The organism is Amycolatopsis melonis, from assembly GCF_040064235.1.
Lineage (GTDB): Bacteria > Actinomycetota > Actinomycetes > Mycobacteriales > Pseudonocardiaceae > Amycolatopsis > Amycolatopsis melonis.
Genome location: NZ_JBDZYD010000012.1, coordinates 222,177 through 235,867, shown reverse-complemented (window position 1 = coordinate 235,867; position 13,691 = coordinate 222,177). Strand labels below are relative to the sequence as shown.

Below are 13,691 nucleotides of genomic sequence, written 5' to 3'. Positions count from 1 at the left end.
GTCAGCCTCCGATCAGGACGGTCGGGCAGCCCATGACGATCGGCGCGCTGCACGCGGCCATGTCGCCCATCCGGGCCGCGGGCATGCCGCCGATCAGCACCGTCGGGCAGCCCGGCGGCGCGATCGGCGACGGCGGGTGCACCGCGGGCGGCGGGAACGAGCACGTGTGCAGCGTCCCGACCGTGGCGGCGGGCATTCCGCCGATGAGCACGGTCGGCACGCCGGGCCCGGCGATGACGCCCGGGTGCCCGGTCGGGTCGCCGACCCTCGCGGCTGGTGGCATGCGCACTCCCCCGTCAGTTGATCTTGACCACGCTGCCGCGCACGGTGACGACACCGCTCGCGGTCAGCTCCGTCTGTCCCTGGCCGGCGACCGAAACACTCGCGCCCTCGACCTTCACGCCCGCGGTGCCGTTGAGCTTGAGCTGGCTGGCCGCTTCGATGCTGGCGTCGGAGTTCGATTTCACGGTCACCTTCTGGCCCTTGAGCTCCAGCGGCCCGGTCCCGGCGTCGATGCTCACGCCGTTCTTGGCCGTGACCGTGACGCTCTTGCCGCTGGTCACCTCGATGACCTGGTTCTTCTGGTCGATCTTGACCACGAACTTCGCGTCGCCGGAGGACAGCACGATGCCGTCGTCCTCGGCGAACTCCAGCTTGTGCCCCTTGCGGGAGACGAAGCCGCGGAGCGCGACCTCGCCGCTGTTGGCGTCGACGACCGGCTTGGTGAACTTCGACGGCGGGGCGTCCTTGGTGCTGTGCAGCCCGCCGAGCACGTACGGCGCCTCGAAGTCGCCGTGCTCGAAGCCGACCAGGACCTCGTCGCCGACCTCGGGCAGCACCAGCGCGCCCCGGTCCTTGCCCGCCCCCGGCTGGACCGTGCGGGCCCAGGTGCTGGAGAAGCTCTGGTCCAGCCACGGGAACGTGAGCTTGACGCGCCCCAGCTTGGCCGGGTCCTTCAGGTCGGTCACCGTGGCGGGCACGACACCCGGCCACGACGAGGTCTTCGCCCCGCCCGCGACCAGGCCGTAGAGCGAGCGTTCCTGGCGTCCGGACACGGTGAACTCGGTGGTGTAGCCGACGTCGGCGTTGAACAGGTGCCGGGTGCTGGTCAGCGTGTACTTGCCCGCGAAGGGCGCCCCGACCCCGGTGAGCGTGACGGCCGTGCCTGCCCGCAGCTTCGGGTTGCCCTTCGCGACGCCGTCGAGTTCGGTGCAGGCACTGCCGAGCCGGTCGGCCAGCGCCTTCGCGGTCGCGTCCGCCTCGCTCTGCGCGCGCCGCGGCGAGGCGGCGTCGAGGAAGGGCGGGGCGGCGAACTTCGCGGCCAGGTCCACCGGGTCCAGCCCCGGCACGTCCGTCCCCGCGTTCCGCGGCTTCGCGGTGGCGGTGACCGCCTGCTTGTGCTCGTAGTCCCAGCCGTTGACCCGCACCTCGGGGACCTGCTCGGCCGCGGTGATGCTGGCGCGCAGGCTGACCAGCGTCCCGTGTGCTTCGAGCACGAGCGGGTCGGCGGTCGCCTTCGTGGTCGTCGAGGGCGCGCTGGACGGCTTCTCCGGGAGTTCGAAGTTCAGCTTCCCGTCGCGGACGGCGATCTGCGCGCCCACGACGTCGGCCAGGCGCGAGAGGAACTCCCAGTCGCTGACGTTGTCCTGGCTCAGCTGGGTGTTCGGTCGTCCGCCGAACCCCTTGACGTCGTCGATCTTGCCGACCGGCAGGTTCGCCCGCTGGGCGACCTTCCGCACGATGTCCGCGATCGTCATGTTCGGGTACGCCGCGACCCGGCGGCCGCGGAACAGCCGGTGCGCGTGGTCGTACCCGCGGACCTCGGTGAAGGTGCCGTGCGGGTCCAGGTCGATCGCGACCGCGGTGACCTCGCCCGACATCAGGTCCTGCGGGCCTTCGGGGTCCGACGTCTGGACCTTCAGCTTGACCTTCGCCCCGACCTTGAACTTGCCCTTGTCGAGCACGATCCCCGCGGGATCGCGGAAGCGCAGCACGAACGTGTCCGGCAGGTTCCGGCTGTCGTCGACGTAGGCGTAGCTGAGCATGACCTTGACGTCGTCGGGCAGCGGGGTGCTGTCGACCTCGACCATGAGGGTGTTCGTGAAGGTCTCGTTAGCCATCGAGCTCCTCCAGCGCGGGCACCAGGAGCCGGGTGCCGGGCCGCAGCCGCATCGGGTCGTCGATGTCGTTGGCGTCGGCGATCTCCCGCCACCGGCCGGCGTCGCCGTAGGCGCGGAACGCCACCGACGGCAGCGAATCCCCGGCGACGAGCACGTGCGTGTCCCGCGCGGCCAGCGCCCCCGACGTCGGGTTCTGCCCGCCCAGCTCACCCGAGATCTCCTCCAGGTTCACCGTGCAGACCGCCCGCACCGGCGTGCCCGCCGGGGTGAACAGCGTGTACTTCGCGGTGACGGACGAGACGTAGGCGGGGAAGCCGGTCATGCCGCCCCACTTGAAGATCACCCACGGCGGCGACGGCTTGCGGCTCTGCCGGCTGTCCTCGGTGGCCACGCAGCAGGTGAACAGCTGCTCGACCTTCTTGACGACGGCGTCGTCCATCTTGTCGGTGGCGTCGAGGAACATCTCCAGCGCGAGCTTCGCCGGATCGGAGCCCTTGAACTGCGGAGGCGCGCTCTTCTTGGCGTTCGGCTGCGCGTCACGGCCCCATTTGGCGTTCTTGCTCAGCGACAGTTCCTTGGGGTTGAACTGGAACTTGATGTCGAACAGCTTGTCACCGGGCGGCTGCCCGGTCCCGCCGGACTGCGGCGGCTTCCGGACCTCCAGCAGCGCACGCTGCAGGTTGTTCGGCGCGGGTTCCCCGGAACCGTAGGCGGCGGGCGGCTGCGAGCCTGCCGAGGTGAAGGTGACGGGCGAGGAGGCCATGGGCTAGCCCTTCTTCGCCGGGCTGAGGAAGCCGTGGTGGGCGAGTTCGAGGGTCTCGGTGGCCACCTTGGGCGAGTCGGCCGACAGCTGCGGGCCGCTCCAGCGCACCGGGACGACGCCTTCGAGGGCCCAGCTGGCGATCACCTTGCCTTCGAGGGTGCGGGCCTCGATGGTGGCGGTCTTGCGCTCGATCCCGCTCGCCATGCTGGCGAACCACTTGGTGATCTGCGCACTGGCCTCGGTGACCGGGCGCGAGAGCTTGATGTTCGAGTACTTGATCCGGGTCGGCAGCTGCCAGACCATGCCGTTGTTGCCGCCCTCTTCCCGCTGTTCCATGACGAACTCGCAGCCCAGCCCGTCACAGCTGGAGAAGGCGCCGAGGTTCCCGAGGTTCTTGTCGTCCAGCTTGACGACATAGCAGACGGCAACGGCCTCTTCGGTATCCGGCATCGGCTCCTCCTTCAGTGCGGGCGATCGGTGAGCGCCCCCCGGCGCTCACGGTCGAGACGAAGTTCGGTCTTCAGGCGGCGCAGCAGGGGGTCGAAGAGCTTCTTGACGAGTTCTTCGGTTTCCGGCTGGTTCGGTGTGCTTTGGGCGGCCGGGGCCGGGGCCGCTGGGGCCGGGTCTGGGTCGCGTTGGATGAAGGTCACTGGGGGGATGGGTTGCTGGGCTGGGGGGTCGGTCACGCGTTGGACCGTTGGTGGTGGGGGGCTTTCGGTGCGGTAGACCAGGTCCGGCGGGGGGTGGAGGGTGCTTTGGGTGCGGTTCGGCTGGGCTTCCAGCGTTCGGGCGAGGGGAAGTGGGGTGGCCGGGGTTTCGACGGACCGGGCGACCGGGAGTGGGGTGCCCTGGGCTTCGGCAGTCCGGGCGGCCGGAAGCGGGCTGACCGGGAGGCTTTCGGCCCTGCTCGCCGGGGCTTCCAGCGTCTGGGCGACCAGGAGCGGAGTGCCCTGAGCTTCGGCAGTCCGGGCGACCGAGAGCGGGCTGACCGGGGAAGCGACGGTCCGGGCAATCGGGAGGCTTTCGGTCCTGCTCGCCGGGGCTTCGAGCGTGCGGGCGACCGGGAGCGGACTGGCCGGAGAATCGGCGAGCCCGGCGACCGGGAGCAGGGGGCTTTCGGTGCGGCTCGCCGGGGCTTCCAACGTCCGGGCGACCGGGAGGCTTTCGGTCCGGCTCGGCGAGGCTTCGAGCGTGCGGGCAACGGGGAGCAGGGGGCTTTCGGTGCGGCTCGCCGGGGCTTCCAGCGTCCGGGCGACCGGGAGGCTTTCGGTCCGGCTCGGCGAGGCTTCGAGCGTGCGGGCAACGGGGAGCAGGGGGCTTTCGGTGCGGCTCGCCGGGGCTTCCAGCGTCCGGGCGACCGGAAGCGGACTGGCCGGGGAATCGGCGAGCCCGGCGACCGGGAGCAGGGGGCTTTCGGTGCGGCTCGCCGGGGCTTCCAGCGTCCGGGCGACCGGAAGCGGGGTGCCCTGGGCTTCGGCGAGCCGGGCGACCAGGAGCGGGGTGCTTTCGGTCCGGCTGGCTGGGGCTTCGGCGGACCGTTCTGCCGGGAGCTGGGCACTGTTTACTCGGCTCACCGGGAGCGGGCCACCGTGAGCCGCCGGGGCTTCGAGGGTCCGCGCGACCGGGAGCTGGGCACCGTCTCCTTGGCGCGTGGCCGGGGCTTCCAGCGTTCGTGCGACCGGGAGCGGACCACCGTCCACGTGAGCCGCCTGGGCTTCGACGGGCCGCGCGACCGGGAGCAGGGCACTGTCATCGTGAGCCGCCGGGGTTTCGAGAGTCGGCGCCACTGGGAGCCGAGTACCGGCAGCCGTCGGGGTTTCGAGAGTTCGCGCCACTGGGAGCGGCACCGGGCTGGCCGGAGCTTCGGCGGCCCGCGCGACCGTCAGAGGGGCACCATCGACTTGGCCCGCCGGGCTGGCCGGGGCTTCGAGAGCCCGCGCGACCGGGAGCGCATCGTTCCCCGCGCCGGCGGGAGCTTCGAGCGTCCGGGCAACCGGTAGCGCGGCAGATTCGACGTGGCCTGCCGGAGTTTCGAGAGTCCGGGCCACCGGGAGCGGGGCAGCGTGGCCCGTCGGGCTGGCCGGAGTCTCGAGCGGTCTCGCTACGGGGAGCGGGGCACTGTCAACGTGGCTCGCCGGAGTCTCGACGCTCCGCGCCACGGGCAGCTGAGCACCATCCACCTGACCCGCCGGACTTTCGAGAGTCCGTGCCACAGTCTCGACACTCCGCGCCACAGGCAGGGACGCGCCATCCACCTGACCCGCCGGACTCTCGAGAGTCCGCGCCACGGGCAACTGGGTGCCGCCCGCCGAAGTTTCGGCAGTCCGTGCCACCGGGAGCGGAGCATCCGCGGGTCCTGCTCCCGGGCCGTCCGGGGCTTCGAGCGTCCGGGCGACCGGCAGCGGCAATCCGCCCGCCGCCGGTGGTGGGGGAACGCTCGTTGAGCCGCCCGGTTGGCCGGGCGGCTCCGTGGTCCCGGCTGGGGTCTCCGGGCTGTCGAGCGGGCGGAACGTGTTGACCGGCGACGACCTGACCGCCGGTTCCGGATCCACCGTCCGGGAAACCGGCAGCGGGACGTCCGGTGGTGATCCCTCCGGGAGGGGCAGGATCGGGGCGCCGAGACCCAGCCGTCGGGGCGACGCCTGCTGGACGACCGGCAGCACCGGCCGCGGCTGTTCCACTCGGGCCGGTTCCGCCGGGGGTGGTTCCGGTGCCCGTACCGGCACCGTCTCGTGCTCGGCCGGGGCCGGAGTGTCCACTGTGGCCGGTTCGGCGATGGCCTGCACCGTCCGGACCGGTGGGTCGACCGGGGCCGACGTCAGCGGCCGTACGACCTCGGCGGACTGCACGACCGGCAGTTCCACTGACGGCAACGGTAGCTCCGAAGTGGTGACCTCGGACCGGGACCGCTTGCGGGTCGACCGCTGCACCACCGGCATCGACGGTGACGGCGACTCGAGCGGGCGCGGGCGGGCCAGGTCGGCGATCACGCCTGCCGGCTCCTCCGGGCCGATGCGGTGGCCCAGCGGCTCCAGGTAGGCCGGGCTCTGCCAGGACGTCAGTGACTCGCCGAACCGCTGCACCGGGTTGACCAGCGGGTGCTCGGCGACGACCCGCTGGATCGGCGCCACGTTCCGCCACTCCGCGCGGGTCACCGGCAGCCTTTCCGGGGGCGGCGGACTCGCCTCCTTCCTGCTCCACCACATTCCAGCGTCACCGTCCTTGGCTCATCCGGGTGTTGATCCGGGCGATCTCGGCGACGTAGGTCAACCGGTCGGGGTGTTCGAGGTCGAGGATGTCGTCGAGGGACCAGTGCAGGTGGTAGGCGACGTACGCGACTTCCTCGTGCAGCCGGTCGGCCGCGTACGTCACGATTCCCCCAGGCGGCCACCGGCGACGTCGACGACGAAGCCGTGCCCGCACTCGGGACACGCGACGCCCGCCCTGGTGTGGCCCTCGCTGTTGACCCGGCGGTACATGTCCTGCAGGAACGCCAGGTCCGAGGCGAACAGGTTCTCGATGATCCCGGCGTGCACGTCGGTGATGTCGCCGATCCGGGTGATCACCCTGGCCAGCAGCACCACGGTGAGGAACGCCGAGTTCTCGCGCACCCGGTCGTCCCGCAGCGGGACCAGCTCGTCGCGCGCGGTGGCCAGGCGCATCACCCCGGAGTGGTGCACCTTGCCCTCGTCGTCGACGTAGCCGCGCGGGAGCTCGAACGCGAACTCCGTGCGCAGCTTCGGCCGCTCGGCCGGGGACTCCCCCGCCACTTCGGCGGGGGCCGGCGCCGACGCCATCACCCTGCGCATCGGCTCACTCGACTTCCATCTGCTCGTAGGTGATCACGATCTTCTCGGTGAGCACGCTCGTGTCGCCCGCCTTCAGCGAACCGATCTCCAGGCTCTTCGGCCACGCGTTGGTCAGCTTGTACCGCTTGATCGCGGCGCCTTCGTAGTCGTAGACGATGATGGCGCCGCCCTTGCGGGCCGAGCCCATCTTGCCGAAGTGGGCGTCCTTGACCCACTTCTCGAAGCTGTTGTCCTCGGTCAGGCCGCGGGTCAGCGTGACCTCGCCCGCCTTGGGGCGGCCGGGCAGCTTCTTGACGACGTACTTGCCGTCCGCGGTGTTCTGCTTGAGCTCGATGACGTCCTGCTCCATCTTGAGGCCGGAGACCTCGGAGATCTGCTTGATCTGGACGCCGTCGATCTCGAGCCCGAAGGAGTGGCCGACCGCCTTGTCAAGATCGGGAAGTGCCATGTCGGAGCCCTTTCAATCACTCGTTGACGAGGCTGGTGCCGCCGGACATCTGGGCCAGCCGGAAGATCACGAACTCCGCGGGTTTCACCGGGGCGATGCCGACCTCGCAGATCACCTGGCCCAGGTCGATGCCCTCGGCCGGGTTGGTCTCCCGGTCGCACTTGACGAAGAAGGCCTCGTCCGGGGTCAGCCCGAACAACGCGCCCTTGCGCCACTCCATCACCAGGAACGCGCTGATCGTGCGCCGGATCCGCGCCCACAGCGCGTCGTCGTTCGGCTCGAACACGACCCACTGGGTGCCGGCGAGGATCGACTCCTCGAGGTAGTTGAACAGCCGCCGGACGTTCAGGTAGCGCCACGCCGGGTCGCTCGACAGGGTCCGCGCGCCCCACACCCGGATGCCCTTGCCCGAGAACGACCGCACGCAGTTGATCCCGATCGGGTTGAGCAGTTCCTGCTCCGCCTTGGTCAGGTGCGTCTCCAGCGCGAGCGCGCCGCGGACGACCTCGTTGGCCGGGGCCTTGTGGACGCCGCGGGTGGCGTCGGTGCGGGCCCACACGCCGGCCATGTGGCCACTCGGCGGGAGGTACGTGTTCGTGCCGGTGGCGGGGTCGAGCACCTGGATCCAGGGGTAGTACAGCGCCGCGTACTTGGAGTCGTAGCCTGCCGCGTCCTGCCGCCAGCTGCGGACCTCCTGCGGGTTGAGCGACGGCGGCGGGTCGATGATCGCCATCCGGTTGCCCATCAGCTCGCAGTGGGCGATCATCGCCAGCTGCACGGCCTTGACCGCGTCGAGGTCGATCAGGTCGCGCTGGTAGGCGGCCATCAGGTCCGGCGCGGCGACCATGGTGATCTCGTCGATCGCCTCCAGCCCGCCGAACCCGGTGCGGTCGGCGACGTCCCCGACGTAGTCGTTGGCGGCCACCCGCCGCGGCACGGGCGGTTCCTGCGGCGGCGCGGTGAGCACCGCGGCGCCCTTTTCCGGCTTGGTGACCGTGCCGCCGGTGGCGATCTCTTCGATGGTGATGTAGCTCGACTTCTCCCGCACGGCGGTGACGACATTGTCCTTGGTGCGCTTGGTCGTCACGTTGTGCGTCTCGACGACCTTGCCGTCCTGCTTGACGAGCAGGGTGAACCGGTCGTCGGCGGGGCTGTCCCCGGTGGGGTCGGCCACCTCGACGGTGATCTCCCCGCCCTGCTTGCCTTCGGGCAGCTCCTTGGCGACCACCCGGTAGCCGCCGAGTTCGGCCTGCCGCGCGGCAATCTGCTTCGGCGCGGCGCCGTTGTCCTGGGCCCGCGGCCCGCCGACGCGGACGACGTAGCAGTTGGCGCCGCCGTTGAGGAAGTAGCCGTAGACCGACTGGGCCAGGTAGCAGCCCTCGACGAAGTCGCCGAAGGTCTGCGTGAACTGCCCCCAGTTGGAGACGAGCGTCGGGGTGTTGAAGGGACCATCCGCGGCGAAGCCGACGAAGGCGGCCACGGCCGTGCCCACGCCCTCGATCGGCCGAGCGCCCGCCTCGGTCTCTTCGACGTACACCCCCGGCGTGAGATAGGTGGGCATGCGTGCCTCCCTTGTCGCGCACAAGTCCTGTCCCCGGCGATGCTGCTGCCCCGGCGTTTCCGGCGGAACGACCGTGCGGCTAGGCCCGCGGGAACCGATCTCTGCCCATAAAGGCAGCTGCCCGTCCGGGTCGGCTCGGCTGCCCTTGTGGGCATGGGAAAACGGCCGTGCGGGACCCCGGTGGTCTCGCACGGCCGTTCGGCTTGAAATCGAGGTGCGCCGCGAACAGCGGCCGGTTCAGGCGCCGTCCTGCCCCGGCCGGGAAAGCGCCTGGCGCAACGCCGCCAATGCACCGGCAGCGAACTGCTTGAGGTCGGGTTGCGCCTCGGTCGCTGCCGCGGTCTCGAGTGGCCCCACCAGCTCAGGCCATTGAGTCAGGCTCGCGGCTTCCATCGCGGCAGCGCGCATCCGAGGCTCCGGTGATCGAAGCCGGGACTCGAGGATGCCGATGGTGGCCGGGTCGGCCGGCCCGTTCGTCCCGAGAGCCAGCCGCACCAGTTCGCGCGGCTTGGCGTCTTCGGCCTCGGCAGCTTGCCGGAGTTCTTCGGTCCCGCGGACCGGCAGTCGTTCGGACAGCTCGCCGGCAATCCGGTCGACCTGGCCGTCGTCCAGTCCCTCCACCATGAGGTACCAGGTCTCCGCAGCCAGGTCGCGGACCAGCGTGACCACCGGATCGTCCGGCGCGGCCACGTAGACGTGACCGGTGAGCCGCTCGTCACCTTCGACGGTGTACAGCTGGAAATCGGGATGTCCGGCATGACGCAGGCGATCCAGCTCGGATTCCACGGCGTCGATCGGTTCCTCGTCGTCGGCGACGGAGTAGTTCAGGACGTGATATCTGCGTTTCATCCGGATCTTCCGTGATAGCTGGCAAGGAACGCGACAAGCTCGGCTCGGAGAATAGCCGATGCGTCGGAAAGCGCCTCCGGCGTCGGGTGCCGCGACAACCGTACTCGCAGCCATTCGCGAATCGCTTCGGCGAGCGGATGCAGGTCGTGGCCGCTGGCGGACACCACCATCTTCGGTTTCGTCGCCGTATTGAGCAGAGTCATGATGATGGCCCCGACCCGGCGTATCCGCAGTCGCTCGGCCATTGCCTGGTCAGTGGGGTACCGAGTGGACCGGGTGCCCGCCGGAAGCTGTCGTGCGGTGGCGCCACCGGCGTTCTGCGCTCCGACCGGAGCCATCGGTGCGAGACGGCCCTCCAGCACCTCGTCCAGCCCCGCATGGCCGGTACCGAGCAGTGTCGACGATATCGCGGTGGAAGTCGCGATGCCCGGTTGCCTGCCCGGTTCGGTGGAGTGCATGAGAAAGCTGGTTCGCTGCATCTTGCGGATGAACTTGTCCCGGTCCTCCTGGGTGCCCTGGGTCATCAGGCTGCGCAGCCCCAGCACGTCGGAGATCGAACCGGTGCTGAGCGCCCGGTTGACGTCGGCTTGGCTGATTCCCACGGCGTCGCCTGCGGAGTACAGGCCCGCTGCCATTCCGCGGTACTTGCCGATCCAGTTGACCTTGCCGACCTGCCCAGGCCTCCAGGCAGGCAGGTTGGGCGTGAACACCGAGACGTCCTGCTCGGCCCATTGGAAGGAGCGCCCGGGGGCTGTGCTGCCCATGATCTGCGCTTGCTGAAACCGGCTCAGGCCACTCAGTGAACGCGGGTCGCCCGCCGACCACCCACGGCGCCCTGCGCCGTACCAGTCGATGTCCAGCTGCTGGTTCGCCGTCGGCGCTGCCGCCAGTTGCCGGTCGTACTCCCGCTCTGCCTCGGTGAAAATGGGGGTGAGCAGAACAGCCAGCTCGGCCGCGGTCACCCGGCGGGACTTGGCCCCGTTCACTTCCATCGACGGGTTGATCCGCGCAGTGACGGTTCCGTTGCCGTCGACGGTCAGGCCGGACAACCGGTGCCGCAGCCGCCAGTACCCGAGCATCACACGGAAGCGCAACGCCGACACCCCGTTGGCCAGAAGCCGGCTCGCTTGGGGATTGATTGCCGCGACGGCACGCTCGAGGCGTTGCCGCAGCCGCTTCTCCCGGTCGGCCGGGGTCTCGCGGCGACGCCGTTCCCGCCAGGCGCGGAACCGGTCCCGCACACCCCGGAACCGCTCCCCGATCCGCCGCCCCACCCGCCGCAGGGCCGCCCCGATCCGGGTCACCACCCGCTTCAGTGCCGCGCCGATCCGGCGGGCGATGTCGCGGATCTTGTTCGCCACCCGCGACGCCCCGCGGGCCAGCCGGGCCAGGAGCCAGTTGGACACGAAGTCGATCACCGTCACCGCCGCGGCTGCCACCGCTGCCGCGAACGCCTGGCCGCCGTTGCCCGACTTGACCGCTCGCAGGAATGCCACGAACCGGTCGATCGCCTGCAGGATCCGGCTCACCGTGCCCCAGGCCGCCTGCAGGCCCTGGATGATCGCCAGGACCGCGCCTGCCGCCGGGATGATCATCGAGGCCAGCTTCTCCACCAGGATTCCGATGAGCGCCGCCGGGATGGCCTGCTTGATGCCCTGCCAGGCCATCTGGCCGATTCGCGCCAGCGAGATCCCGCCGCGGGTGAGCAGGTTCCACACCGCGCGGCCGAGGCCGAGTACCTGCTCCACCTTGTCGTTGAACCACTGCTGGACCGCCGTCTTCAACGCCAGCCACAGGTGGTTGCGGATGCCGTCCATCACCGACGCGGCCAGGTTGCGCAGCCACGCTCCCGGGTTCGCCGCGACGTCGCGGGCGATCGCCATGAACGCGCCCAGCGTCTGCAGGGCCGCCCGGGCTGCGTTGATCGCTCCGCGGACCGTCGCCGCGACGCCGTCGACCGCCGCCTTGAGGCCGCGTTCGAGGCCCGACAACAACGCCGACAGACCTCGGCCGAGCAGGCCCAGTGCTGCCCTCACGCCCGACTTCAGGCCTTCGGCCAGGCGGTTGACCGCCGCCTCCGCCTGGCGGACCCGGGCCTGGATCGCGTTGCGGAACCGGTCGCGCAGCGCCGGGAAACCGGCCAGGACGCGGTCGCCGATCGCCGTCAGCGCCGTGCCCGCCAGCCGGATCGCGGCCACCGCCGCCTGGCGGGCCCGCTCGATCACCGCCGTCGCGAGCTGCTGTGCCTTCGCGATCGCGGCGCTCACCGCCTGCCGTGCCTTCTCGAACGCCGCCGTGATGCCCTGCTTCACCCGGTCGAACAGCGCCTGCGCCCGGGAGGCCAGCCAGCCGAAGAAACCCCCGCCGCCGCTCTCGCGCTGGGCCTCGGCCCGGTGCTGCGCGGCCTCGCGCTCACCTTCCTGCCGCGCCGCCGCCGCTTCCTGCTCGCCCTGCCGGTGGTGCTCGGCGGCTTCGGTTTCGGCCTGCTGGCGCTCGTTTTCCACGGTCTGGCCCGCCGTGCCCACCACCGTCTGCGCCTCCGCATGCGCGGTGGTGACGAGCGTGCGCTGCTCGGTGCGCCACTGCGTGCGCTGCTCGGCCACCTCGCCGCGCACCCGCGTCCGCTCCGCGCTCTCCGCCTCGGCGTGCTCCCGCTCCATGCCCGCGATCTGCTCGGCCGACTGACGCCGCTGCGCCTGCTCCTGCTCGGCGTGCTGGGCGCGGGCCGACGCCATCGCGGTCGCCGCCGAGCCCGCCGCGGCACGCAGTTCGGGGCCCTGCTGTTCCTCCGCGACCGCCGAGACCGCGGAATCCGCGGCGTCGGTCTCGCCTGCGGCCGGGCCGGACGCCGCGGACGGCGCGGCCCCGCCGGACGCGGCCGGGATCTCCGCACGCATCGTCTCGACGGCGGTCGTCGGGTGCACGGCGTCCTCGCCCAGCGGCTCGCCGGCGTCCCTGGCGCCTTCGGCCTGTGCCACCGCCGTGCCCTGGGTCAGCTGCGCCTGCTGGGCGGTGACCTGGCCGGGGTCGGCGTCGCCGGTCAGCGCCACCCGCGGCGCCGGGCCCGGGGTGACCCGGGTGCCCGGGTCGTGGACCGGCAGCCGGGTGATCGACGCGGCGAGGTCGTGCGCGGCCGCCTGGGTCAGGCCGCCCTGGGGCGCGGCCGGCAACGGCGGCGCGGCGACGCGGCTGGTCGGCGCGGGTCCCGGCGACGGCACCGGACGCGGTGGCGGCGTGGGACGCGCGGTGCGGGACGGCACGCGGCCGACGCGGGCCTGGGACGCGGGTCCGCTCGCCGGCACCAGCGACGACGCGGGTTCGGCCAGCGTGGTCGTCGCGGCCAGCGGGGTGTGCTGCGGCGGGGCGGCGGCCAGCCTGCCCTGCTCCCGGGCGACGGCCGCGCCGGCGGAGTCCTCGACGCCGCCGATGGCGGCCGCCATCCGGCCGGGCGGGAGGGCGCCGAGGTGCGCCATCGCCTGTTCCGGTGGTGCACCGGCGAGGTTCGGGGCGGGCGGGGCAGGGGGCTCCTCGATCGGCCCGCCGCCACCACCGCCCCCGCCGCCACCTGGTTCGGGTTCGGGGCCGGTGTCCGCGCTGGCCGCGTCCACCTCCGCCTGGGCGCCCTCGGCGACTTCCGCCTGCGCCGCACCGAGATCCGGGGCCGCGGCCTCGTCGTCCGGCTCGGTCTGCGCCACCGGTCCCGGCGCGGACGCGGGCGGGGAGTCCACGTTCTGGTCGAGGGTGGCCAGTTCGTCGTCGCCGAGACCGGGCGCGGGCGTCACCGGGGTGGTCTCGGCCGGGCCGCTGCCACCCTCGTCCAGTGCGGGTGCCGGGTCCGCCGCCTGCCGTGGCGGCGCGGACACCGACGGCACGGCGGCCGGTGCGGCAGGCGCGGCACCGGACGTCACGGTGCTGCCCGCGTTCGGCGGTTTCGGCCGGGGCGACGGCCGCCGGGACGGCTGCTGGCCGGCGTTGCGCACCAGCCCGGCCACGGCCGCGTTGCCCGCGCCCCGCTGCAGGCGCAGCAGCGCCGCCACCCCGGGCGCAGGCGCGTCGTGCGACGGGCGCGCAGCGGACGGCGGCCGGGTCGCGGCCACCGGTTCGGTCTGGGTCTCCCGCGCCTGGCTCATGCTCGACCGGC

The 13,691-nt window shown here is 72.0% G+C and carries 11 protein-coding genes; all 11 read right to left on the bottom strand.

Annotated elements, in window-relative coordinates:
* Position 1: 1 nt before the first annotated feature.
* Positions 2–283: a PAAR domain-containing protein gene (locus tag ABJI51_RS30825; RefSeq protein ID WP_348954555.1), complete on the bottom strand. Its 282-nt coding sequence runs from the start codon at positions 281–283 to the stop codon at positions 2–4.
* A gap of 13 nt (positions 284–296) precedes the next feature.
* Entirely contained in the window at positions 297–2,120 is a 1,824-nt protein-coding gene (locus ABJI51_RS30820) for a VgrG-related protein (protein ID WP_348954554.1), read from the bottom strand.
* A complete protein-coding gene (locus tag ABJI51_RS30815) occupies positions 2,113–2,883 on the bottom strand; it encodes a CIS tube protein (RefSeq protein WP_348954553.1) in 771 nt (256 codons plus the stop codon). The genes ABJI51_RS30820 and ABJI51_RS30815 overlap by 8 nt, the downstream gene beginning before the upstream one ends.
* Positions 2,884–2,886: 3 nt before the next feature.
* Positions 2,887–3,333 (bottom strand): phage tail protein, encoded by a 447-nt coding sequence (locus ABJI51_RS30810; RefSeq protein WP_348954552.1) that lies wholly within the window; start codon positions 3,331–3,333, stop codon positions 2,887–2,889.
* Between the two features lie 11 nt (positions 3,334–3,344).
* On the bottom strand, positions 3,345–4,457 hold the full coding sequence (locus ABJI51_RS30805) for a hypothetical protein (RefSeq protein WP_348954551.1): 1,113 nt from the start codon (positions 4,455–4,457) through the stop codon (positions 3,345–3,347).
* A 1,639-nt stretch (positions 4,458–6,096) separates the two neighbouring features.
* Positions 6,097–6,255, bottom strand: coding sequence for a DUF6760 family protein (locus tag ABJI51_RS30800; protein WP_003098516.1), 159 nt, complete (start codon positions 6,253–6,255; stop codon positions 6,097–6,099).
* Positions 6,252–6,692: a hypothetical protein gene (locus tag ABJI51_RS30795; protein WP_348954550.1), complete on the bottom strand. Its 441-nt coding sequence runs from the start codon at positions 6,690–6,692 to the stop codon at positions 6,252–6,254. The genes ABJI51_RS30800 and ABJI51_RS30795 overlap by 4 nt, the downstream gene beginning before the upstream one ends.
* Before the next feature lie 4 nt (positions 6,693–6,696).
* Positions 6,697–7,140, bottom strand: a complete 444-nt coding sequence (locus ABJI51_RS30790; RefSeq protein WP_348954549.1) for a phage tail protein — start codon at positions 7,138–7,140, stop codon at positions 6,697–6,699.
* A 16-nt stretch (positions 7,141–7,156) separates the two neighbouring features.
* Positions 7,157–8,701: a phage tail sheath family protein gene (locus ABJI51_RS30785; RefSeq protein WP_348954548.1), complete on the bottom strand. Its 1,545-nt coding sequence runs from the start codon at positions 8,699–8,701 to the stop codon at positions 7,157–7,159.
* 237 nt (positions 8,702–8,938) lie between these two features.
* The gene (locus tag ABJI51_RS30780; RefSeq protein WP_348954547.1) at positions 8,939–9,550 is read right to left on the bottom strand and encodes a hypothetical protein; all 612 of its coding nucleotides are present in this window, start codon (positions 9,548–9,550) and stop codon (positions 8,939–8,941) included.
* Entirely contained in the window at positions 9,547–13,680 is a 4,134-nt protein-coding gene (locus ABJI51_RS30775; RefSeq protein WP_348954546.1) for a coiled-coil domain-containing protein, read from the bottom strand. Before ABJI51_RS30775 ends, ABJI51_RS30780 begins: the two co-directional genes overlap by 4 nt.
* Between the last annotated feature and the right edge of the window lie 11 nt (positions 13,681–13,691).

Excerpts from the sequence above, each read along its gene's own strand:
- ABJI51_RS30775 (WP_348954546.1), bottom strand. The coding sequence starts at position 13,680 with ATGAGCCAGGCGCGGGAGACCCAGACCGAACCGGTGGCCGCGACCCGG.
- ABJI51_RS30815 (WP_348954553.1), bottom strand. The coding sequence starts at position 2,883 with ATGGCCTCCTCGCCCGTCACCTTCACCTCGGCAGGCTCGCAGCCGCCC.
- ABJI51_RS30810 (WP_348954552.1), bottom strand. The coding sequence starts at position 3,333 with ATGCCGGATACCGAAGAGGCCGTTGCCGTCTGCTATGTCGTCAAGCTG.
- ABJI51_RS30795 (WP_348954550.1), bottom strand. The coding sequence starts at position 6,692 with ATGCGCAGGGTGATGGCGTCGGCGCCGGCCCCCGCCGAAGTGGCGGGG.
- ABJI51_RS30825 (WP_348954555.1), bottom strand. The coding sequence starts at position 283 with ATGCCACCAGCCGCGAGGGTCGGCGACCCGACCGGGCACCCGGGCGTC.
- ABJI51_RS30780 (WP_348954547.1), bottom strand. The coding sequence starts at position 9,550 with ATGAAACGCAGATATCACGTCCTGAACTACTCCGTCGCCGACGACGAG.
- ABJI51_RS30785 (WP_348954548.1), bottom strand. The coding sequence starts at position 8,701 with ATGCCCACCTATCTCACGCCGGGGGTGTACGTCGAAGAGACCGAGGCG.
- ABJI51_RS30790 (WP_348954549.1), bottom strand. The coding sequence starts at position 7,140 with ATGGCACTTCCCGATCTTGACAAGGCGGTCGGCCACTCCTTCGGGCTC.
- ABJI51_RS30820 (WP_348954554.1), bottom strand. The coding sequence starts at position 2,120 with ATGGCTAACGAGACCTTCACGAACACCCTCATGGTCGAGGTCGACAGC.